The following is a 21188-nucleotide window of genomic DNA, read 5'->3' as shown; positions in this document are numbered from 1 at the left end:
GCTAGCGCATATGGCCCCAGCGGTGGAACCCATGTCGTAGCGTCAGGCGGGCAGCCCCAGCCGCGAGGTGATCTCCGCCCAGGCCGCGGCGCCCAACTCACGGTCGGCCTCCTGCGTCCCACCCCAGGCTCGCGCCGCCGGCTCCGGCGGTCGGGGTTCGCCTGGGAACACAGGGCTGTGGCCGGCGTGCGGATGCTCGATGACCGTCACGGCCTTTCCATGCCGTTTCAGCCGCTCGGCGATATGGTGAGCGGAGGTATCCGAGGGCCAAAGCAAATCGCCCGCACCGGCGACCAGAATGATCTCCGCCCGCGCCTCCGCGACCGGAATGCTGGCGGCCGGAACGTCCTCGGCGAAGGTCTGCAGGCTCTTCTCGAAGGTCGGTCGATAGATCTGCGGGGCGCCGACCGCCGGCCAGACCCTCGGATCGTAGATGATGCACGGGAGGGTGCGCCCCTCCCAAGTGAAGGCCGAGCGCGGCGGCCAGTAGACGCCGTCCAACCCAGGGCCGAAGTCCTGCCAGACGACATGAGACGGACTGATGGCGATCGCGATCTCGATGCGAGGATCCCGTACCGCGGTCAGCAGCGCCGCCTCGGCGCCCCTCGATGTGCCCAGGACCGCGATCCTGTTGCAGCCTTCCGCCCTTAGTCGATCGACACCCTTCAGGAAGACCTCTAGCGGAATGAGGTTGATCCCGGGCGCCTGCCCCTCCCCGCCCCACCAGCGCTGCGCCAGGGCGACCGCGCCGCGATCGGCGAAGAGACGCGCTCTATCCAAATCAACACGGCCGCTGGAACCGGTCAGGATCAAGACCCCTACCCCAGACGCCATTCTGGGGAGCGCCAAAACGCCCTGGACCTCGCCCGCAAGGGTGATGATCTCGCTCATGAACTGAAGCCCTGCTGCTCAAATCAGGGACAGGATGCGTCGCGCGTAGCCCAGCGATCAAACGATGTGTCGGCCCGCTATTTGTGAACTCAACACACAAGCATCGAGACTACTCGCGCGACTGCAATCACCACAACCGCACGGCGAGGTTACAATTTCTTACCTCTTATCAACCTTACTTGGACGGAACTTCAGGCCGTCTGGATGGTTCGACCGGCATGGATGGGAAGAACATGGAACGCAACGAGCGTCTTCACCGGGAAGCCGAGAGCCTGTGGGCGGCCTTGTCGGCCGAGCCGCCGCCGAACGGACTGCGTGGCGCTCGCCTGCTGGACGCGGCTCTGCACCTGAAGGACGCCGGCGCCTACGACCGCCTCTACTCGCCACATCTGCGTCCGACGCAGATCACACGGCCCCGCTAAATTCTGATTTCAAAGTAGGCGGTGTCGCTGCCGCTCGTGTAGCCGAGCATCCGGATCCGACAGCCCCGGCCGTCGTCCAGGGTCAAGGCCGCTTCTCCGGCGCGAAATAACGCTTCGGCCACATCAGGCGCGGTGCGCAGCAGGCCCCGCAGAGGAACGTGGGCCGATGCCAAGGTACGCATCTGGCCGGTGATCTCGTAGTCTACCTGCAGCTCGTGCCCGGTGAACTTGAGGTCGCCCGCGCCGGCGGTGACGATAGGGGGTGCCTTACGGATGGTGCCGCTCCTTAAAAACAAGCAGGCCCCGCCCGGCTCTTTGCCGAACGGGGCCTGACTGGTGCGGCCGGTCTCTGGAGGGACCACTTGGGCTCGTTCCGCGCTAGATCAACGCAGAACGAGCTCCACCGTTCCCCGCCGTCTTAGCCGACGATTTGATCGTCAGTGAAGAACTGGGCGATTTCCAGCTTGGCGTTGTCTTGGCTATCCGAACCGTGGACCGAGTTTTCGCCGACGTTCAGGGCGAACAGCTTGCGGATCGTGCCTTCGGCGGCTTGTTCAGGGTTCGTGGCGCCCATGACTTCACGGTACTTCGCCACGGCGCCTTCGCCTTCCAGGACCTGCACGACGACGGGCGCCGAGGTCATGGTTTCGACCAGCTCGCCGTAGAACGGGCGCTCGGCGTGGACTTCGTAGAACTTCTTGGCCTGGGCTTCCGTCATCTGGATGCGGCGCTGGGCCACGATGCGCAGGCCGGCGTCTTCGATCACCGCGTTGATCTTGCCCGTGAGGTTACGCTTCGTGGCGTCCGGCTTGATGATCGAGAAGGTGCGTTCGGTCATTGTCTTTGACTTGTCTTTGTATTGTTGGGGAGGCGCGGAGCCCCGCGCGGGTGGCGGGCTTATAGCGGTCTGATGTGACATCGCCAAGCAGGGCGGAATAATGGACGCATTCCCTCAGGGGCCCGCCTCTGATAAGCCCCCGCGCTCGCCATGCTGCAAATCAATGATCTGACCTTCGACGCCTGGGGCCGCCGGTTTTTTGACCACGCGACCGTGAGCATTCCTGTGGGCGCCCACGTGGGCCTCGTCGGCCGCAACGGCGTGGGCAAGTCCACGCTGTTCAAACTGATCCTTGACCAGCTTCACGCCGGTGACGGCGAGATCGGCTATCCGAAGAACGCGCGCATCGCCTCGGTCGACCAGGAGCACCCGGCGACGCCGATTTCGCTGCTCGATACTGTCTTGGCCGCCGACGAAGAGCGCGAGCGCCTGACCAACGAGCTCGAAACCGCAGATCCCGAGCACCTGGGCGAAATCTACGCTCGGCTTTATGAGATCGGCGCTGACCGTGCGCCGTCACGCGCCTCGGAAATCCTCTCAGGCCTAGGCTTCTCCAACGCTGACCTTTCGCGTCCGATGGCCGAGTTCTCCGGCGGTTGGCGGATGCGGGTCGCCCTGGCAGCCGCGCTGTTCGCCGAGCCCGACCTGCTGCTGCTCGACGAACCGACCAACTATCTCGACCTCGAAGGCGCGCTTTGGCTGGAAAGCCGGCTGAAAAAGTATCCGCACACCGCGGTCATCATCAGCCACGACCGCGAAATCCTGAACAATAGCTGCGACCACATCCTGCATCTCGCCGACGGCAAGCTGACAATCTACACCGGCGGTTACGACAGCTTCGAGCGCCAGCGTGAGGAAAAGGCCCGCCTGCAGGAAGCCAACAAAGCCAAGGTCGACGCCCAGCGCGCCCACCTCCAGGCCTTCGTCGATCGCTTCCGCGCCAAGGCGTCCAAGGCCACCCAAGCCCAGTCGCGCCTGAAGATGCTGCAGAAGCTGCCGCCGGTTTCCTCGGTGGTCGCCGAGCACGTCGCGCCCTTCATCCTGCCCTCGCCGGAACGCCCCCTGGCCCCGCCGCTGCTGCGCCTTGAAGGCGTATCGGCCGGTTACGACGAGACGCCGATCCTCAAGCATCTTAACCTACGCCTCGACCTCGACGACCGGATCGGTCTGCTGGGCGTCAACGGGGCCGGCAAGTCAACCTTCGCCAAGCTGGTCGCCGGCGCGCTGAAGCCGCAATCGGGCGAATTCACCCGCTCAGCTCGGCTGAAGGTCGGCTGGTTCCACCAGCACCAGATCGAAGCCCTGAATCCGAAGGACACACCGCTCGACATCATCCGCACGGTGATGCCGGAGGCCTCCGAGGCCAGTCGCCGCGCGCGCCTGGCCCAGTACGGCCTGGGACACCAGAAGGTGGAGACCACGGTCGACAGCCTGTCCGGCGGCGAACGCGCCCGCCTACTGCTGAACCTTGTGGCGCTCGAAGCCCCGCACCTGCTGATTCTCGACGAACCGACCAACCACCTCGACATCGACTCTCGCCGCGCCCTGCTGGACGCGCTGAACGAGTATGAGGGCGCTGTCATCCTGATCACCCACGACCGCTCCTTGATGGAACTGGTCGCCGATCGCCTCTGGCTGGCCAGCGACGGGACCATCGCGCCCTTCGATGGCGATATGGACGACTACGCCAAGTTCGTCATCGACCGCGCCAAACAGGCCGGCAAGGCCCCGACCCAGGTTCGGGCCGCCGAGCCGGTCGAGGTTCCCAAACCGCCGCCGCCACCCAAGACGAAGGTCCCGACCGGAACGGCTCGCCGCCGCGCCGAGTCGGCTGAGGCCGCGCTCGCCCGCGCCACAGCCGCCGTCACCGAACTCGATAAGGCCCTGACCGATCCTAAGGTGTTCAGCGAGGATCCCGCCAAGGCCGCCGAACTTGGCCGCAAGCGTGAGCAGGCCCAGGTCGCCCTCGAGAAGGCCGAGCAGGAATGGCTGGACGCGGTGGAAGCCTACGAGGCCGTAAAGGTCGACGCCTAACCTTCTCCCTCCCCTTCGTGGGGAGGGGTAACTACAGTGGCGCCATGGCCACCGACGCAGAGTCGCTTCCCGACCCCGGCAGACGGCGCCGCGCACCTCGCATCAGGGCGCGGCTGCACGAGCTGTACTTCGGCCATTCGGCGAAGTCGGTGCGCTTTCGCCTGACGGTCATCACGATCGACCTGGTGATGATCGCTTTCTTCATCGCTTCGCCGCTGCTCCGCGACACCCCAGCATTCCTGTTCATCGACTACACGATGGCCTTTATCCTGGCGGTCGATCTCACCGCGCGGGCCTATGCCTCCGACAGGTTCGGCGAATGGCTGAAGCGGCCGGTCACCTGGATCGACCTGTTCGTCCTGGTGACGCTGCTTTTCCCCTTCTGGCTCTTCAATCTGGCCTTCCTGCGGGTGCTTCGCTTATGGAGCCTGGTTCACTCCGAGTTCTTCTGGCGAACCATCGGCCGTCGCTATGACGAGACGCGCTGGGAAGACGTCGTCCGCGCCTCGGCGACCCTGATCACCTTCATCTTCGTGGTGACCGGCTTCGTCTATACGAGCTTCGCCCGGACGGACGGCATCGACGGCTATATCGACGCCCTCTACTTCACGATCGCCACCCTGACGACAACAGGGTTTGGCGACATCACCCTGCCTGGAACCTGGGGCCGAGTGATCTCCATCGTCACCATGTTGACCGGGATCACCCTTTTCGTCCGCCTCGCCCAGGCGCTGTTCCGCCCCTACAAGGTGCGCTTTCCCTGCCCGACCTGCGGGTTGCAGAGGCATGACGTCGACGCTGTCCACTGCAAGGCCTGCGGGGAACTGCTGAACATCCCCAACGACGACGAGCACTGACGCCATGCCCGAAGAAGCCCGCCTCGTCTATCTACTGCTAGTTCTGGTGCTGCTCGCCCCGGCGGCGATCGCCGCCTTGCGCCACATCTTCCGCAAACGGAAATAGCCATTCGGCTCGCGAAGGCCAATCCCCGGTCGGCGGGCGCATAGTCACCGAGGTCTTCCTTGGCCTCATCGAGGGCGACCGCAGCTCTTACCTTGCGCAAGAGCCGGAATGGCAAGCCAGCCTGCCGACCATTGCCCCGTCGAGACAAGGCGACGACTTCACGATCATCGACATGCTTCGCTTCGAAGGCGTCGCCTGACGCGGACGACCGAAGGCGCGGTTCGCCGCGCCTTCGGCCTCACGGCCTCTAACCGCAGGTGACCCTTTTCACGACGCCGGTGTCGGCGTCGTAGAAGAAGTTCAGCCGGTCTTCACGGAAGTCCATGGTCGCCATGCAGGTCGTGCAGAGCACGCGCTGCTTTTCGGGCCGTACAGGCACCGGGATTTCGCTACGCGGACGACCGACAAAACGCTGCGCCTCAGCGGCGCCGCATTTGTCGTTCGCATCGGCGGGCGGCGGCGGGGGGGCAGGACGTGGCGGAGGCGGCGCGGGCGGCGGAGCTGGCGGCTCGCTGACGCAACCCGACAGCGCGATAAGCGCCGCTCCCAACATCAGGATCTTCTTCATGCCTGTTTCTCCCATCCTCGGGCCTGCTGCCTCCAGTAGGAGGCCGGATGCCCCTTGGCCTTGACGGCGCTCCATTGGCTGCGTGCGACAGCGAGCTGAGCCTCGTCGCGACCATCGAAGAGCACCACGCATCGGGTGTATCCGGCAAGCTCTCCCGGATCGGCGCCATCAACCAGGAATAGGGCGTCGGCGCCGTTTGGGTTGTCGAACCCCGTGGTCAGCAGGATTGGCTGGCGCGCTGCGCTCGGCTCGCTGTCGGGCGCATGCGGCAAGAAGCTGTCGTCGCGATAGGTCCAGAGCCGGCCATCAAGGTGCTCAATACGTTGGTCTTGACGCGCCCTCACGACGGCTTTCCAGCCACGCGAAAGGGTGCGTTCCAAGAGCTCAGGCAGGACATCGTCCAGGTCCGAGCGTTCCAGGTGATAGAACCAGACCTCGCAAGGCGCCTCGCTCATGCGGCCTTCAATCCCAACAATCGCGTCAGCGCCAACATGCCCGCTGTCACTTCCTCCGGATGGGTGGTCATCGCCAGATGATGCAGGTCGCGCCGCAAGGTCGGCCAACCCAGGCGTCTGGCTTCCCCCGCCTCACGCTCATACGCCTTGCTCAACCGCAGGAAACCCCAGCCCACGTCCGACGGCAAGTCGATGTCCGGCGCGGCCTCTTCAAGCCACGCTAGCGGCGTGGGGGCTAGCTCGGTGAGGATGGCTTCACGCAGGGCGCCTTCCGGCGTCAGGCTTGCGAGAGCGTCGGGCGGAAACCACTCGTCCCACGCCGGAACCATACCGCCCACGGCCTTGGCCTTCAGGCTGTCCCCAAGGGCGTCGGAGGCGGTTTCAAACCAATTACGGCCAGGATGGGGGGGAATGGCGTCTACGTAGAGCACCGCCTTGATCTGCCCGGCCGCGGCCGCCACCACGGCGGGCGCGATGCCGCCAGCTCCCGAGTGAACCGCCAGCACGAAGGGACCGCCCTGCCCCAGGAACTGGGCCGCGACCGCGTGACCGACATTGGCGTAGAGCGGAGCGTCGATCTCGCCCAGCGGCGGGATCACGGGCCGCGTCGCGTCTATTCCGCGACGGGCCAGTTCGATGGCGACCGGAGTCCAGACCGACGGACCCGTCAGCGGGCTGTGAAGCAGTACAAAGCGCATGGCCCCTTATCCCTCCCCCACGTCAGGAGGAACAGGCGTTGAATCGTGCGATCCGCCCCTCCCGTCTGGGGAGGGGCAAGTTCGCCTAGCCTTCGTACTTGTCCTGAACCATGCGGTTCAGCAGACGCACGCCAAAGCCGGTGGCGCCGTCTGGGATGGTCGGAACCGAGGACGGCTTCTTCCAAGCGGTCGAAGCAATATCCAGGTGCGCCCACGGCACCTTGTTCACGAACCGCTGAATGAACAGGGCCGCGGTGATCGAACCACCCGGACGGCCGCCCGTGTTCTTCATGTCGGCGATCATCGAGTCGATGTTCTTGTCGTACTGCGCCGGCAGCGGCATGCGCCAGAGGGGCTCGCCCTCGACGCCCGAAGCCGCCAGCAGGTTGCCCGACAACTCATCATTGTTCGAGAACAGGCCGGCATAGTCGTTGCCGAGGCTGATGATGATCGCGCCCGTCAGGGTCGCCAAATCGACCATGAACTTCGGCTTGAAGCGGTCCTGGCAGTACCAGATGGCGTCGGCCAGCACTAGGCGGCCCTCGGCGTCGGTGTTGATGATCTCGATGGTCTGGCCCGACATCGAGGTGACCACGTCGCCAGGTCGCTGGGCGTTGCCGTCGGGCATGTTCTCGACCAGGCCCAGGATGCCGATGGCGTTGACCTTAGCCTTGCGGCCGGCCAGCACGTGCATGAGGCCGGCGACAGCGCCTGCGCCGCCCATGTCCCACTTCATGTCTTCCATGCCGTCGGCCGGCTTGATCGAGATGCCGCCGGTGTCGAAGCAGACGCCCTTGCCGACGAAGGCGATGGGCTGGGCCTTGGGATCAGCCGCGCCATTCCACTTCATGATCGCCAGTTGGCTCTCGCGGACGCTGCCCTGACCGACGCCCAGGAGCGAGCCCATGCCAAGCTTCGCCATCTCGGCCTCGCCGAGGATCTCGACCTCGAGGCCCAGCTTCTCGAGCGCCTTCACGCGACGGGCGAACTCTTCCGGATAGAGGACGTTTGGCGGCTCGGAGACCAGATCACGCGAAAAGGCGATCGCATCGGCGAGGGCCGCGAGCGGCGCGAAGGCGGTCCGCGCCGCGCCGTCGTCGCCGGTCGCCACCTGGGTCTTGACGATCGAGGGCTTCTTCTCCGCCGGCTCCTTGGTGCGATAGCGGTCGAAACGATACGAGGCCAGTCGCACGCCAAGTGCGGCGCGAGCGGCCAGGCCATGTTCGGCGGACGGCAACACCACTCGCAACGTCGTCAGTCCCGAAGACTTCACCGCGCCATAGGCCGAGGCCGCGGCGTGCTCAGCGCCGACATCGTCGAAGCCCTCAGCCTTGCCCGCTCCAACCAGCAGGACCCGCGCGGCTTCACCGCCGGCGCCCAGCACGTCCAGAACCTGCCCCTTGCCGCCGTTGAAGCGGGCGGCGGCGATGGCGCGCTCCAGCGCGCCGCCGGTCTGCGCGTCAAGTTGGCCTGCGGCGCCTGACAGCAGGTCGCCCTCGAAGACAACCAAGGCCAGAACGGTTTTCTCGCCAAGCGCGGCGCCAGCCGCAACGAATTCGATCTCCATGGTCTCTCGAACTCCAGACAAAACAGGGGCCGCGCTCCAACAAGGATCGAACCTGCCCGCGAATTCGGCCCAGTTTCGATTTGTCCAGCCGCGCGAGCGGCGGTTGTGTGACGCAGCGACGCATGATTTAGAGCAGGTTCACGTTCGGGGCGCGAAAAATCCCTGGGTGAATCCTAAAAAATCCGCATGCACCTGATCGACCGCTATCTGTTTCGCCAGCTCTTGGGACCGACCGTGCTGGCCACGGCGGCGCTGACGGCTGTCGCACTGCTTAGCCAGAGCCTTTCGGCGCTCGACATCATTGTCAGCCAGCGGCAGAGCGCGCTCGTCTTCGCCAAGGTGACGCTGCTGGCCATGCCGCAGTTGCTCAACATGGTGCTGCCGATCGCGGTGTTCGTCGCCGCGCTCGTGGCTATGAACCGTCTCCACACCGAGCAGGAGATCGTGGTTTGCTTCGCGGGCGGCATGAGCCGATGGCGAGTGATTTCCCCGGCCCTCAGGCTGGCCGGTTACATCACCATCATCGCCCTGGCCGTGAACCTTTGGATCCAGCCGATGGCGGCGCGCGAGATGCGCCAGACGCTGTTCAGCGTCCGAACAGACCTCGCCTCGACGCTCATCCGCGAGGGCGAGTTCACCAACCCGGCGCCTGGCTTGACGGTCTACGCACAGTCGGTCGACGCCACCGGCCTGATCCACAACCTGTTCATCCATCACGAAAAGAGCGGCAGTTCGGCCACGACCTACACCGCCGACGAGGGGCGGCTGGAAAAGCGCGGCGATCGCGCGGTGCTGGTTATGCACAAGGGCTCGATGCAGGAGTTCAGTGAAGCCGACGTGCTGAACTTCCTCACCTTCGACGACTATCCCTACGATCTGTCGCCGTTCATGACGTCCGAGCAGATGATCCACTACAAGCCCTCGGACCGCTATCTGCACGAGCTGCTGTTTCCGGACCTCACCCAGGATTGGGAAAAGCGCAACTACCTGAAACTGCTGGCTGAAGGTCACAGTCGGATCGCCAGTCCGCTGTACAATATCGCGCTGATGGCCATGGCCCTGACCGCCATCATTGGCGGCGGGTTCAGCCGCACCGGCTATGGCCGGCGGATCGCCATCATGAGCGCCATCGCCGTCGGCGTCCGGATCCTGGGCTTCGTGGTCCAGGCCGCCGCCGAGGAGGCCGCCTGGCTGAACCTCCTTCAGTACGCCGTGCCTGTCCTGGCGACCTACCTGGCCCTCCGCAGCATCTTCCGCCAGAAGGTCACGCGGTTCATCGACATGCGCCTCAAACCGCACCGCATCAGCCGCGCGTCCGGGGCGACCGCATGATCGGGGCCGGCAAGCTCGAGCGCTATGTCATGGGCCGGACTTTGGCCAGCGTAGGCGCCGCCCTGGCCGTGATCGCCGCGGTGATCATCCTGGTGTCCTTCGTGAACCTCTCGCGCGAGGTCGCGGTGCGAGCCGATGTCGGCGTCGCCCAGCTCTTCATCCTGACCTTGCTGCAGACCCCCTCGATCGTCGTGCTGCTGCTGCCGTTCGTCTTCCTGTTCGGGGGCATGGGGGCGTATGTCGGCCTCAATCGGCGCTCGGAGCTGGTGGCGATGCGAGCGGCCGGCATATCGGCGTGGCGGTTCATCCTGCCGTCGGCCGCCGCAGCGTTCGCGATCGGCGTCCTGACGGTCACCCTGCTCAACCCGCTCGCCGCGGCCTTCAGCGCCCGGTACGAATCCGACCGCGCGAACCTGATGGAGAACTATCTCACCGACGCGCCCAAAGAGGTCTGGCTGCGCCAGGGCGATGATCGCACCCAGATGGTCATCCACGCCAAGCAGCGCGACACCACCCAGGGCCGCGTGCGGCTGACGGGCGTCTCGCTGTTCGTCTACCAGAAGAACAAGCAGGGCATTCCGGAGTTCAAACGTCGGCTGGAAGCGGCCGAGGCCCAACTCTATCCCGGCTATTGGAAGCTGACCGATGTGCGCGAGGCCGCGGCCGGGGAAAGCTCAGTTCGCTCAGAATCACTCTCCATTCGCTCCACCCTGGACGCTGAGTCGGCCATGGAGCGGTTCGCCGCACCGGAGTCGGTGTCGTTCTGGCGCCTGCCGGACGCCATACGCCTGACCGAGCAGGCAGGTTTTTCGGCCAACGGCTACCGGCTGCGTTTTCAGCAATTGCTGGCCACGCCCATCCTCTTCGCCGCGATGTTGATTCTCGCCGCGGCGTTCTCATTGCGACTGGCCCGACTGGGCGGATTGGCTGGCCTGGCTGGGGCTGGCGTTGGCCTTGGTTTCGTCGTCTTCTTCTTCAACGAGTTCTCCGGCGCCTTGGCCAACGCCGACATCATTCCGTTGTTCGCTGCGGCCTGGGCGCCACCTGTCGTCGCCCTGCTGTCGGGGCTTGCACTGCTCTGTTACACCGAAGACGGTTGAATCGCCGGCTGACCCGGCTATGCATCGGCTTCGAACCGCGTTGAGGGGATCCTGAGCTTCATGAGTTTCGGCAGGCGTTCAGCCTCGGCCAAGCGCGCCCTGCTCGCAGGCGTCGCCCTCGTGGTCCTCGCCGGCGGAGCGTATGACGCTCAAGCCCAGGAAGCGCCGCGCGTCGCTGCGCCCTCTCCGGACGGTCTCGCCGAAGGCGAACTGTACATGGAGGCCGACCTTGTCATCCGCGATGACAAGAACAAGGTCACCACGGCGCGCGGCAACGTGGAGGTCCGCTACCAGGGCCGCACCCTGCGCGCCAACGAGCTGATCTACGACGAAGCCAAGGGCGTCATGCGGGCCAAGGGCGACACGACGATCATCAACGCCGATGGTTCCGTCCAGTTCGCCGATGAGCTCGTGCTCGACGATCAGATGAAGGCCGGCGTGGCGACTGGCTTCTCCTCGCGTCTGCCGCAGAACATCAAGATGGCGGCCGCTAGCGCCATCCATCGCAACGACCGGGTCAACGAGCTCAACCGGGCGATTTACACCCCTTGCGACATCTGCGCGCCCGATGGCGCTTCGAAGGCGCCCACTTGGTCGATCAAGGCCGATCACGTCGTGCAGGATCGCGACCGCCAGCTCGTCTACTATCGCAACGCCGTCATTCAGATCATGGGCGTTCCGTTGATCTACCTGCCGGTGTTCTGGCATCCGGATCCGCAGGCTGAGCGCAAGTCGGGCCTGCTTCCGCCGGAAGTCTCGGTGTCCGAGCGCCGCGGTCTGTCCTACGAGCAGCCCTATCTATTCGTGCTTTCGCCGTCTTCAGATTTGACGCTAAGCCCTCAAGTTAACACGAAAGTTGCGCCATTCCTTAATGGCGAATTCCGCAAGCGGTTCTACTCCGGCGCCCTCAACGCCCGCTTCGGCTACACCTACGACAAGGACATCGCCGCAGCGGCGGGTCAGACCGTCAACGACCGGACCTCGCGCAGCTACATCCTCAGCGCCGGCGCTTTCGCGCTTAATGAGGACTGGCTGTGGGGGTTCACCGCCGAGCGCACTTCCGATGACCTGCTGTTCGACAAGTATGACATCGGCGGCGTCTACGAGAATCGCGGGCTCTATGTCGCCGACGACCGCCGCCTGATCAGCCAGCTCTATGCGGTTCGTCAGAACCAGACTTCTTACCTGTCGATCGCCGCCTTCACGATCCAGGGCCTGCGCCCAGAAGACAACGATCGCACCTTCCCGATCGCCGCGCCTCTGATCGAGTCGCGGTTCGAAGCCACTCCGCAGATCGCGGGCGGCCGCTTGCGGATGCGAGCGAGCGCCGTCGCGCTCACACGTGATCAGTCGCCCGTCAACGCGCCACCGGAGCACCTGCCTGGCCTCGACAGCCGCCGCGCCACCGGGGAACTCGATTGGCGTGCGACCTACACCAGCGCGGGCGGCCTCCGGGTATCGCCCTACGCACAGGCTCGGATCGACGCCTATAGCGTCGACGACAATATCGCTGGCATCGCATCAGGCTCTACGTCAGACAGCATGGCCCGCGCCGTTGGCGTAGTCGGCGCTGATGTAAGTTATCCATTCTTCCGTCGTTTCAAGGACTTCACAGCAGTTATTGAACCATTGGTTCAGGTGGCTTTGTCGCCCGATGTGAAGCAGGTGGAACTCGGCCGTGACGCCAATGGCGACCCGATCTATCTCAACGAAGATTCGATCGCCTTCGAGTTCGACGACACGAACCTGTTCCGGGCCAACAAGTTCCCCGGCTACGACCTCTACGAAGACGGGATTCGCGCCAATGTCGGCGGGCGCGCCTCGATCCTGTGGGACGACGGGCGACGCGCCAGCCTGTTGATCGGTCGCTCGTTGCGCACCGAAACCAACGACATCTTCACCGAGCAGAGCGGCCTGCGTTCGAAAGCTTCGGACTGGGTTGTCGCGGTCAACGCCGAACCGTTGCGCGGCGTGTCGCTCTTCACCCGGGCGCGCCTTGACGACGATCTTGAAGTGGCCCGCGCCGAGATGGGCATGAACGTCTACAACAAGTGGGGCAACGGCTACGTCCGCTACCTGCGCGACCGCGCCAACCCCAACAATGACAAGGTCGAAAACCTCGATGTGGGCGGCCAGCTCAAACTCACCAAGAACTGGGGTTTAACCGCCTACGGCAACCGCGATTTGGTTGAAGATGCTTGGGTTATCCGAGATCTGGGCGTGTTCTACACCGACGAATGCACGCGCATCGACGTCATCTATCGCAAGGAAGACACCCTGCGCGGTCGCCTAGGTCCGTCTGAGTCCATCACCGTCCGCCTAACCCTCGCCACATTGGGCGAACCGTTATATGGCAACTGACAACCGCGACCGCACGCCGGCCGCCCGCTACGGCTATACGCTAAGGAAGACCTCACCCATGAACCGCGCGCGTAAAGTCACGGGCCTCGCGGCGCGCGGCGTCGTCTTGGCGGCGGCCTTCGCGGCCGCAGCCGCGCCCCCCTACGCCCTGGCCCAGGCTCCTGCAGCCCAAGCTCCTGCGGCTTCGGCGGCTCCGGCAGTCCGGCCTGCTGCGCCCCCTGCCGGCCTCAGTGAATCGGTGGCCGCCGTGGTCAACGACCAGATCATTTCGACCTACGACCTCGCCCAGCGGATGCGCCTGCTGATCGCGACTTCCGGGATCCAGCCGACCCAGGAGAACATTCCGCAGTTCCAGCGCGAAGCTCTCATCTCCCTCGTCGATGAACGCCTGCAGATCCAGGAACTGCGCCGTCAGGAGAAGGATCAGAAGATCTCGATCATCGCGAGCGACGAGGAACTAAACGAAGAAATCGCCGATATGGCGAAGAGCAACAACCTCAGCGCAGAGCAATTCATCGCCTCTCTGCAGTCCCAAGGCATTGGGATCGTCACCCTCAAGGAACAGATCCGCGCCCAGATCAGCTGGCAACGCTGGATTCGCGGCCGCTACGGCTCGCGCCTGCGGGTCGGCGAGGATCAGGTGAAAGCCGTGCAGCAACGCATGGAAGCGGCGGCCTCCAAGCCGCAATACCAGATCAGCGAAGTCTTCCTCGACGCCAACCGCGTCGGCGGCATGGAGACGGCGATGACCGGCGCCGCGCAGCTGGTGAACCAGATGCAGCAGGGCGCGCCCTTCCCGGCCGTCGCCCGGCAGTTCTCGGCGGCGGCGACCGCGGCGCACGGCGGCGACGCCGGCTGGATCACCGCTGGCGAAATGGCGCCGGAGATCGACGCGGCCCTGGAACAGATGCGTCCTGGCCAGCTGTCCCAGCCCATTCAGGTTCGGGACGGCGTCTACATCATCTATCTGCGTGAAAAGCGCGCCGGCGGCTCGGCCACCTTGGTCAGCCTGAAGCAGGCGGCTGTCGCACTGCCTCAGAACGCCACCGAAGGCCAAATCGCCGCTGCCACCGCGACGCTCGAAACCTTGCGTGGCCAGGTGACCGGCTGCGGCGATCTCGAAGCCAAGGCCAGCACGGTCAACGGCGTCGTGGCCGGCGATCTCGGCGAGGCCGAGATCAAGGATCTGGCCCCAGCCTTCCGTCAGGCCGTCGAGACCCTAGGACCGGGCCAGCTCTCCCAGCCGATCCGCACCAATGCGGGTCTCCATATCCTCGCGGTCTGCTCCAAGCGCGGCGCCGGCGGTGAACAAGTCACCGCCGAGCAAATCGAGAGCCGGCTGTTTGGCCAGCAACTCAGCATGATCGCCCGGCGCTATATGCGCGACCTACGGAACTCGGCGACGATCGAGACCCGGTGAGCCCGCTCGCCCTGACCCTGGGCGATCCCGCCGGGATCGGCCCTGAGATCGTCTTCAAGGCCTGGAGCCAACTGCGTGCTTCAGGCCCTGCCTTCGTGGTGGTCGGCGACTTCCAGGCTTTGGCTTCGGCCTCCGGCTCGGGCATGCACATGGTTCGGCGCGTGACCACGCCCAAGCAAGGCGCAGAGGTCTTTAGCCAAGTCCTGCCGGTCCTCGACATCCCACTTCGCAGCCCCGTCGTGGCTGGCCAACCCTCTTCGGCCGCGGCGCCCGCCATCATCCGATGGATTGAGACCGGCGTCGGCTTGGCGCTGTCCGGCGCGGTCAGCGGCCTGGTCACCGCCCCGATCGCCAAGGCGCCGCTTTACGAGGCCGGGTTCCAGTTCCCAGGCCACACCGAATTTCTGGGCGAACTCACCGCCAGCGCCAACTATCAGGGCGCCCGCGGTCCGATCATGATGCTGGCCGTCGAGGGTCTCCGCACCACGCTGGTCACCGTTCATGAGCCGCTATCGAAGGTCGGCGGACTGCTGAGCGTGGACAAGATCGTCAATGCCGGAATGGTGACGGCCCAGGCCCTGCGCAGCGACTTCGGGATCGAGGCTCCGCGCCTCGCCGTCGCCGGCTTCAATCCGCACGCGGGCGAAGATGGGTCGATTGGCCGTGAGGACGTGGAGATCATCGCTCCTGCGGTCGCGGCGCTGCGGGAGCTCGGCATCGACGCCAAGGGCCCGACCCCGGCCGACAGCCTGTTCCACGAGGCGGCGCGCGCCAAGTTCGACGCCGTGGTCTGCATGTATCACGATCAGGCCCTGATCCCGGTCAAGATGCTGGACTTCTGGGGCGGCGTGAACTTGACGCTAGGCTTACCGATCGTCCGCACCTCGCCTGACCACGGCACCGCCTTCGACATCGCCGGACGCGGCCTGGCGCGCCCGGACAGCCTGGTCGCGGCGATCCGCATGGCCCACGACATCGCAGGACGGCGCGCGGCCTAGAAGACCGAAACAGGTGGCTCCAAGACCGTCACCATGGGCCGAAAACCACAGTCGCACAGACTTATGCGATTGAAATTGCGAATGACTTGCAGCCCTTACACACTCAGCGCTAGAGGAAAGCCACCCTAGATCGGAGCCTTTCATGCTGACGCCTCTGCGTTTCCGCCGCCAAGCCATCCTCCTCGCGGCCGTATCGTCGATCAGCCTGACGGGCGTCGCCCACGCACAAGACGTCCAGGTCGGCGAGTTGCTGGTCACCGCCACCCGCGCCACCACCGCCACCAAAACCGACACCGCCCTGATCGAGACGCCGCAGTCGATCAGCGTCGTCACCGCCGCCCAGATCGCCGATCGCGGCGCCCTGACGCTGCAGGAGACGCTGCGCTATTCGGCTGGCGTCACCGCAGAGGCGTTCGGCCTCGACACCCGCCAGGACCAGCCTGTCGTGCGTGGCTTCTACGCCACGCAGTACAAGGACGGCATGCGGACCCTGTTCGGCTACAGCCTGATCCCGCGCAATGAGGTCTTCACCCTGGACCGCGTCGAACTGCTGCGTGGCCCCTCCTCGATGCTGTACGGTGCAGGATCCACCGGCGGGGTCGTGAACGTCGCCAGCAAGCGCCCGCTTTGGGAGGCCGGCGGCGAGGTCTCCGCCCAGTACGGCTCGTTCAATCGCACACAGTTCCAGATCGACGCAACCGGCCCGCTGGCGTCCGACAGCCTAGCCGGCCGCATCGTCGCCGTCGGCCGCGATTCCAACATGCAAACCCGCGAGATTCGCGACGACCGCTTCGTCGTGGCCCCCTCGCTGACCTGGCGGGCAAGCGACGCCACCAGCTTCACGCTCCTAGGCCTCTACCAGCAAGACAAGACCGCCTCGAGCCAACAATTCCTGCCGGTGGTCGCGACCTTGAAGGCTCCTCCTGGCCGCCGCATGGACAGCCGCACATTCCTGGGAGAGCCGGGCTACGACAAGCTCGACACCGACCAGGCCGCCATCACCCTGCTGACGGATCACAGCTTCTCTAGCAGCCTGAAGTTCTCAAGCGGCATTCGTTATGTCGAGGCCAGCGCGGCCTTCAACGAGATCTATCCGGACGTCTATTCGAACCCCACCGACCCCTTCATCGACGCTGACCAGCGCCGCGTCGCGCGCAGCGCCTATGCGATCGAATCCGACACCCGCACCTTAACCACCGACAATCATGTGGTCTGGGATGTCGCCACCGGCGCCTTCACCCACAAGGTCCTGGTCGGCGTCGACTATCTCGACAATCGTGAGAAGCAGAACAGCGGCTTTGGTCCGGTCGCCGACATCGACATCTTCGCCCAAGTCTATGGCGACTTCATCGCGCCAGAACTGGCGCCTCTCGGCACGCTGAAGCAGAGCCAGGTCGGCGTCTATCTGCAGGACCAGATCCGCTTCGCCGATCGCGTCTCGATCGTCCTCGGCGCACGTCGCGACCGGGCCGAGTCCCAGGTCGGATCCGACGAGGAGTTCGTCGATCACGCCACGACCTACCGCGCCGGCGTGATCTTCGACCTCGCCTACGGCCTCTCGCCCTATTTCAGCTACACCGAGAGCTTCCTGCCGGTCGGGGGGCTCGACTTCTACGGCGACAGCTTCAAGCCCCAGAAAGGCAGCCAGTACGAAGGCGGTCTGAAGTGGCAGCCGAACTTGACGACCCTGGTAACCCTCGCCGGCTACAAGATCACCGAGACCAACCGTCCGACCAACGACCCGGACAATGTGTTGAACACGGTCCAGACCGGCGAAGTGGAATCCAAGGGTTTCGAGCTTGAGGCTTCCACCGCCGTGACCGACAGCTTCTATGTGACCGCCAGCTACAGCTACACAAAGGCCGAGGTCACCAAATCGACCTTCGCCGAGGAGATCGGTGTCCAGCTCAGCGATACGCCAAAGCACCTCGCCTCGGCTTGGGGCGTGAAGACCTGGCGGCTGAACGACGAGGTCTCGCTGCGTACAGGCCTTGGGGTTCGGTATGTCGGCTCGACCATCTCCACGGGCGTCGCGGGAACCTTGAAGACCCCCAGCTACACCCTGGCCGACGCCCTGGTGGCGGTTGACTGGAACGCCTGGTCGCTCTCGGTGAACGCCACAAACCTGTTCGACAAGACCTACTACTCACCGTGCCGCGCCTTCGGTGACTGCTTCACCGGCAACGGCCGCAATGTGATCGCCACCCTCGGCTATCACTTCTAGGGTTCGCGATCCATGCAGCGTTCGACGATGAAAACCTGGTTCCTTGTCCACAAGTGGACCAGCCTCGTCTGTACGCTGTTCCTGTTGCTGCTTTGCCTGACCGGCCTGCCCCTGATCTTCTACGAGGAGATCAACCATCTGACTGGCGCCGAACCGGAGGTCAGCGCGCCGCAGCCAGGAGCCAAGCCGATCAACCTGGACGTCCTGGTCGCACAGGCGTTGGCGCAGTATCCGGGCGACGTGCCTCTGTTCCTGGGCTGGGATGACCACGCCCCCACCGTCTATGTGAACACCGGCGCGCAGCCAGACACCCCGCCCCCGCAAATGCACACCGTCGTCATGCACGCCTATACGGGCGAGGTGCTGCCGGTCCCGCAATTCAACGAAGGCGTGATGTATTTCATCCTTCGCCTGCACACGGACCTGTTCGTCGGCCTCCCGGGTACGCTGTTCCTCGGGGCCAAGGCGTTGCTATTCGCGGCCGCCATCGTTTCCGGCTTCGTCATCTACGGCCCCTTCATGCGCAAGCTGGAGTTCGGGACGGTGCGCACCGGCCGCAGTTCGCGCCTGAAGTGGCTAGACCTGCACAACCTGCTTGGCGTCGTCACCCTTGGCTGGGCGCTGGTCGTGGGCCTGACCGGGGCCATCAACACCCTCGCTTCCCCGCTCCAGGCCGCCTGGCAAAAGAACGAGCTCGCCGAGTTTACCGCCGCCTACCACGCCAGGCCGACGCCCGCCCGACCGTTCGCCTCGATCGACAAGGCGGTGGCGGACGCCCGCGCCGCCGCGCCCGGCATGACGCCGGCCTATGTCAGCTATCCGGGCACCGGCTACAGCGGCGAGCATCACTATGGCGTCTTTGTCCACGGGGCCACGCCGCTGGGGGAACGGCTCTATCGGCCGGTGCTGGTCGATGTGGCCACCGGGGCGGTGACCGCGACGCCCGAACTCCCCTGGCATTTAAAGGCCCTGCTGCTGTCGCAGCCGCTGCACTTTGGCGACTATGGCGGCCTGCCGCTAAAGATCATCTGGGCGCTGCTCGATCTCGTCACCATCGTCGTGCTCGGGTCGGGCCTCTATCTCTGGCTGGCTCGCGGCCGCGCCTCGGCTGACGTCCGCGTCGCCGAGATTCAGAGCGGCGGCCTGCCCATAGCGGCACGGGACATCCCATGAGCCGGCGGACCAACTGGACAGGCCGCGCCTATGTGGTTCCGGTTATCCTGGCGGTCGCAAGCCTGGTCGGGCTGATCAGCGCCCTGATCGGCGACGGAATTTTCAACGTCATCTCCTGGCTGCTCTTGGGCGGCCTGCTCGGCGTGATCGCCTGGGCTCTGGCCACGCGGCGAACCTGAAAGCTCCACCATCTTGCCGACTCCCGCGGCTCGTGCCCTCTTGCGCTCGTCTCAAGAGGGGAATTTCCGCATGCTCAATCGTCGTCAAATGCTCGCCGCCTCCGCCAGCGCCGCGAGCCTCGGCGTCGTCGGCTGCGCCACCGCCGCGCCCGGCCAGCAGGTCAGCCCGGCGCAGGCGCGAGCTCACCAGATCTATGACGGCATCTTCGAGGCGATGCTGGTCGCCGATCCCCTCAACGCCAGCGGCCTTGGCCTCGACAAGGGCCCGCGCGCGGCCCTGAAGTCACGAGTCGGCGACCGCTCGCACGCCGGCCGAATGGGCTCTTTCCAGCCGCTGATCGATGCGCGCGGCGCGCTCAAGACCATCGACCGCGCCAGCCTGACCGGACGGGGCGCCACCGAGCTCGACACCGTGGTCTGGTACGCCGACCAGTGCGCCGAGGCCGAGCGGTTCCAATTCGTCGGCGTGGATTCCTACGACTATCCGGTGCCGTATGTGATCAGCCAGCTGACCGGCGCCTATCAGAAGGTTCCCGATGCGCTGGACACCAAGCACATGATCGAGACCAAGGCCGACTGCGAGGCCTACCTCGCCCGTCTGACCGACTTCGCCACCGCGCTGCGCGCTGAATCGGTCCGTGCCCGCGCGCAGGCCGACATGGGCATGGCCCCGCCGGACTTCATCATCGACAAGGCCCTGGCCCAATTGCGCTCGCTGGCCGCCCAGCGCGGCGAGACCTCGGGTCTGGCCTCCTCGCTCGGCCGCCGCGCCGCCGCCAAGGGGCTGGGGACCGATTGGGCCGCCCGCGCCGCCTCCATCGTGGATGGCCCGATCGCGCAGGGGCTGGCCGAACAGATCGCCCTGCTGACCGAGCAGCGGCGCACCGCAACTCACGACGCCACCGTCTCGCGCCAGATGATCACGGCGGCCTATTACGAGTTCGCCCTGCGCTTCCACACCACGACCAAGCTGGACGCCATGACGGCCCACGACATCGGGCTGGCGCAGGTCGCGGACCTTACCGCGCGGCTTGAACCGCTCCTGAGGGCGCAGGGCCTGACCAAGGGCAGCGTTGGCGCGCGCCTGACCGCCTACGCTCAAGATCCCGCGCAGCTTTTCCCCAACACCGACGCCGGCCGCGCGGCGTTGCTCGCCGACCTCAATCGCATGATGGCCGATGTGAAGGCGCAAGCGCCGCGCGTTTTCAACCGCATGCCACAGGCAGGCATGGAAATCCGCCGCGTGCCGCCAGCCATCGAGCTTGGCGCACCGCGTGGCTACGCCGAGAGCGGATCTCTGGATGGCACGCGCCCAGGCACGTTCTACATCAACCTGCGCGACACCAGCGACTGGGCCAAGTGGGCGCTGCCGACCCTGACCTACCACGAGGCTGTTCCCGGCCACCTGTTCCAGGGGGCCCTGCTACTGGAGGCTGGAGAGTCGCCCATGCTGTTCAAGAACCTGGGGTTCACCGCCTACAACGAGGGCTGGGGCCTCTATGCAGAACAACTCGGCGACGAACTGGGGATGTACGACGACTACCCACCGGGCAAGATCGGCTACCTGCAATCGTTCCTCTACCGAGCGGCCCGGATCGTTCTCGACACAGGCATCCACGGCAAGGGCTGGAGCCGCGAACAGGCCGTCGCCTACATGCTCGACACCGTGGGCATGCCGCGTGGCGCCGCCGAAAACGAGATCGACCGCTATGTCGTCTGGCCGGGCCAGGCTTGCGGCTACAAGATCGGCCACACCGAGATCGACCGTCTCCGCAGCCGCGCCAAGACGATGCTCGGTCCCAAATTCGACCTCAAGAGCTTCCACGACGTCGTCCTGCTGGGCGGGGCGGTCCCGCTGACGATCCTGGAGCAGGTTATCGACCAGTGGGCGGCGTCCCGCCGGGGATAGCTGGACGCGCCGGCGGCCGACTTGGTCGATCTGGCCTCGCGATGGCGTTGGCCGCC

General features: G+C 65.4%; 19 protein-coding genes. 12 read left to right on the top strand and 7 right to left on the bottom strand.

Going from position 1 to position 21188, the window contains the following annotated elements; genetic code table 11:
- Positions 1-42: 42 nt before the first annotated feature.
- The gene (locus tag Q8M13_RS13180) at positions 43-891 is read right to left on the bottom strand and encodes an acyl-CoA thioester hydrolase/BAAT C-terminal domain-containing protein (protein ID WP_305300419.1); all 849 of its coding nucleotides are present in this window, start codon (positions 889-891) and stop codon (positions 43-45) included.
- 218 nt (positions 892-1109) lie between these two features.
- Here Q8M13_RS13180 and Q8M13_RS13175 point away from each other — a divergent pair, with 218 nt between their 5' ends.
- Positions 1110-1313 carry a hypothetical protein gene (locus Q8M13_RS13175; protein ID WP_305300418.1) on the top strand — a complete coding sequence of 68 codons (204 nt, stop codon included), beginning with the start codon at positions 1110-1112 and terminating at the stop codon, positions 1311-1313.
- Here Q8M13_RS13175 and Q8M13_RS13170 read toward each other — a convergent pair.
- On the bottom strand, positions 1310-1675 hold the full coding sequence (locus Q8M13_RS13170) for a hypothetical protein (RefSeq protein ID WP_305300417.1): 366 nt from the start codon (positions 1673-1675) through the stop codon (positions 1310-1312). The two genes, Q8M13_RS13175 and Q8M13_RS13170, sit on opposite strands and share 4 nt — an antisense overlap.
- Before the next feature lie 56 nt (positions 1676-1731).
- Positions 1732-2151 (bottom strand): nucleoside-diphosphate kinase, encoded by a 420-nt coding sequence (gene ndk / locus Q8M13_RS13165; RefSeq protein ID WP_305300415.1) that lies wholly within the window; start codon positions 2149-2151, stop codon positions 1732-1734.
- A 150-nt stretch (positions 2152-2301) separates the two neighbouring features.
- Between ndk and Q8M13_RS13160 the strand changes: the two genes are divergently transcribed.
- Complete coding sequence (locus Q8M13_RS13160; protein WP_305300414.1) at positions 2302-4185, top strand: ABC-F family ATP-binding cassette domain-containing protein; 1884 nt, start codon at positions 2302-2304, stop codon at positions 4183-4185.
- Positions 4186-4229: 44 nt separating this feature from the next.
- The gene (locus Q8M13_RS13155; protein WP_305300413.1) at positions 4230-5042 is read left to right on the top strand and encodes a potassium channel family protein; all 813 of its coding nucleotides are present in this window, start codon (positions 4230-4232) and stop codon (positions 5040-5042) included.
- A gap of 353 nt (positions 5043-5395) precedes the next feature.
- Here Q8M13_RS13155 and Q8M13_RS13150 read toward each other — a convergent pair whose 3' ends face one another.
- The 4 genes from Q8M13_RS13150 to Q8M13_RS13135 all read right to left on the bottom strand — a co-directional run bounded on the left by Q8M13_RS13150 (position 5396) and on the right by Q8M13_RS13135 (position 8436).
- The gene (locus Q8M13_RS13150) at positions 5396-5716 is read right to left on the bottom strand and encodes a peptidase inhibitor I78 (protein WP_305300412.1); all 321 of its coding nucleotides are present in this window, start codon (positions 5714-5716) and stop codon (positions 5396-5398) included.
- A complete protein-coding gene (locus tag Q8M13_RS13145; RefSeq protein WP_305300411.1) occupies positions 5713-6171 on the bottom strand; it encodes a DNA polymerase III subunit chi in 459 nt (152 codons plus the stop codon). The genes Q8M13_RS13150 and Q8M13_RS13145 overlap by 4 nt, the downstream gene beginning before the upstream one ends.
- Positions 6168-6869 (bottom strand): hypothetical protein, encoded by a 702-nt coding sequence (locus Q8M13_RS13140; protein WP_305300410.1) that lies wholly within the window; start codon positions 6867-6869, stop codon positions 6168-6170. Before Q8M13_RS13140 ends, Q8M13_RS13145 begins: the two co-directional genes overlap by 4 nt.
- An 85-nt stretch (positions 6870-6954) precedes the next feature.
- Positions 6955-8436 (bottom strand): leucyl aminopeptidase, encoded by a 1482-nt coding sequence (locus tag Q8M13_RS13135; RefSeq protein WP_305300409.1) that lies wholly within the window; start codon positions 8434-8436, stop codon positions 6955-6957.
- A 186-nt stretch (positions 8437-8622) separates the two neighbouring features.
- Between Q8M13_RS13135 and lptF the strand changes: the two genes are divergently transcribed.
- The 9 genes from lptF to Q8M13_RS13090 all read left to right on the top strand — a co-directional run bounded on the left by lptF (position 8623) and on the right by Q8M13_RS13090 (position 21132).
- Complete coding sequence (lptF, locus tag Q8M13_RS13130) at positions 8623-9768, top strand: LPS export ABC transporter permease LptF (protein ID WP_305300408.1); 1146 nt, start codon at positions 8623-8625, stop codon at positions 9766-9768.
- Complete coding sequence (lptG, locus tag Q8M13_RS13125; RefSeq protein ID WP_305300407.1) at positions 9765-10868, top strand: LPS export ABC transporter permease LptG; 1104 nt, start codon at positions 9765-9767, stop codon at positions 10866-10868. The genes lptF and lptG overlap by 4 nt, the downstream gene beginning before the upstream one ends.
- 60 nt (positions 10869-10928) lie before the next feature.
- The gene (locus Q8M13_RS13120; RefSeq protein ID WP_305300406.1) at positions 10929-13229 is read left to right on the top strand and encodes an LPS-assembly protein LptD; all 2301 of its coding nucleotides are present in this window, start codon (positions 10929-10931) and stop codon (positions 13227-13229) included.
- A complete protein-coding gene (locus Q8M13_RS13115; RefSeq protein WP_305300405.1) occupies positions 13219-14649 on the top strand; it encodes a peptidylprolyl isomerase in 1431 nt (476 codons plus the stop codon). Before Q8M13_RS13120 ends, Q8M13_RS13115 begins: the two co-directional genes overlap by 11 nt.
- Positions 14646-15647 (top strand): 4-hydroxythreonine-4-phosphate dehydrogenase PdxA, encoded by a 1002-nt coding sequence (gene pdxA / locus Q8M13_RS13110; RefSeq protein WP_305300404.1) that lies wholly within the window; start codon positions 14646-14648, stop codon positions 15645-15647. The genes Q8M13_RS13115 and pdxA overlap by 4 nt, the downstream gene beginning before the upstream one ends.
- A 142-nt stretch (positions 15648-15789) precedes the next feature.
- Positions 15790-17871 (top strand): TonB-dependent siderophore receptor, encoded by a 2082-nt coding sequence (locus Q8M13_RS13105; protein ID WP_305300403.1) that lies wholly within the window; start codon positions 15790-15792, stop codon positions 17869-17871.
- A 12-nt stretch (positions 17872-17883) separates the two neighbouring features.
- The gene (locus Q8M13_RS13100) at positions 17884-19044 is read left to right on the top strand and encodes a PepSY domain-containing protein (RefSeq protein ID WP_305300402.1); all 1161 of its coding nucleotides are present in this window, start codon (positions 17884-17886) and stop codon (positions 19042-19044) included.
- Positions 19041-19223, top strand: a complete 183-nt coding sequence (locus Q8M13_RS13095) for a hypothetical protein (protein WP_305300401.1) — start codon at positions 19041-19043, stop codon at positions 19221-19223. The genes Q8M13_RS13100 and Q8M13_RS13095 overlap by 4 nt, the downstream gene beginning before the upstream one ends.
- 70 nt (positions 19224-19293) lie before the next feature.
- Positions 19294-21132, top strand: a complete 1839-nt coding sequence (locus Q8M13_RS13090) for a DUF885 family protein (protein WP_305300399.1) — start codon at positions 19294-19296, stop codon at positions 21130-21132.
- Positions 21133-21188: the final 56 nt, after the last annotated feature.

The organism is Phenylobacterium sp. (genome assembly GCF_030681155.1).
Lineage (GTDB): Bacteria > Pseudomonadota > Alphaproteobacteria > Caulobacterales > Caulobacteraceae > Phenylobacterium.
Note: the sequence above shows the minus strand (reverse complement) of the source record. Positions and strands in the feature narration are given on the sequence as shown.

Coding starts and splice junctions, on each gene's coding strand:
- Q8M13_RS13105 (WP_305300403.1), top strand. CDS start 15,790: ATGCTGACGCCTCTGCGTTTCCGCCGCCAAGCCATCCTCCTCGCGGCC.
- Q8M13_RS13150 (WP_305300412.1), bottom strand. CDS start 5,716: ATGAAGAAGATCCTGATGTTGGGAGCGGCGCTTATCGCGCTGTCGGGT.
- Q8M13_RS13135 (WP_305300409.1), bottom strand. CDS start 8,436: ATGGAGATCGAATTCGTTGCGGCTGGCGCCGCGCTTGGCGAGAAAACC.
- Q8M13_RS13095 (WP_305300401.1), top strand. CDS start 19,041: ATGAGCCGGCGGACCAACTGGACAGGCCGCGCCTATGTGGTTCCGGTT.
- lptF (WP_305300408.1), top strand. CDS start 8,623: ATGCACCTGATCGACCGCTATCTGTTTCGCCAGCTCTTGGGACCGACC.
- Q8M13_RS13115 (WP_305300405.1), top strand. CDS start 13,219: ATGGCAACTGACAACCGCGACCGCACGCCGGCCGCCCGCTACGGCTAT.
- Q8M13_RS13145 (WP_305300411.1), bottom strand. CDS start 6,171: ATGAGCGAGGCGCCTTGCGAGGTCTGGTTCTATCACCTGGAACGCTCG.
- Q8M13_RS13155 (WP_305300413.1), top strand. CDS start 4,230: ATGGCCACCGACGCAGAGTCGCTTCCCGACCCCGGCAGACGGCGCCGC.
- Q8M13_RS13120 (WP_305300406.1), top strand. CDS start 10,929: ATGAGTTTCGGCAGGCGTTCAGCCTCGGCCAAGCGCGCCCTGCTCGCA.
- Q8M13_RS13180 (WP_305300419.1), bottom strand. CDS start 891: ATGAGCGAGATCATCACCCTTGCGGGCGAGGTCCAGGGCGTTTTGGCG.
- Q8M13_RS13160 (WP_305300414.1), top strand. CDS start 2,302: ATGCTGCAAATCAATGATCTGACCTTCGACGCCTGGGGCCGCCGGTTT.
- lptG (WP_305300407.1), top strand. CDS start 9,765: ATGATCGGGGCCGGCAAGCTCGAGCGCTATGTCATGGGCCGGACTTTG.
- Q8M13_RS13175 (WP_305300418.1), top strand. CDS start 1,110: ATGGATGGGAAGAACATGGAACGCAACGAGCGTCTTCACCGGGAAGCC.
- ndk (WP_305300415.1), bottom strand. CDS start 2,151: ATGACCGAACGCACCTTCTCGATCATCAAGCCGGACGCCACGAAGCGT.
- Q8M13_RS13090 (WP_305300399.1), top strand. CDS start 19,294: ATGCTCAATCGTCGTCAAATGCTCGCCGCCTCCGCCAGCGCCGCGAGC.
- Q8M13_RS13140 (WP_305300410.1), bottom strand. CDS start 6,869: ATGCGCTTTGTACTGCTTCACAGCCCGCTGACGGGTCCGTCGGTCTGG.
- Q8M13_RS13100 (WP_305300402.1), top strand. CDS start 17,884: ATGCAGCGTTCGACGATGAAAACCTGGTTCCTTGTCCACAAGTGGACC.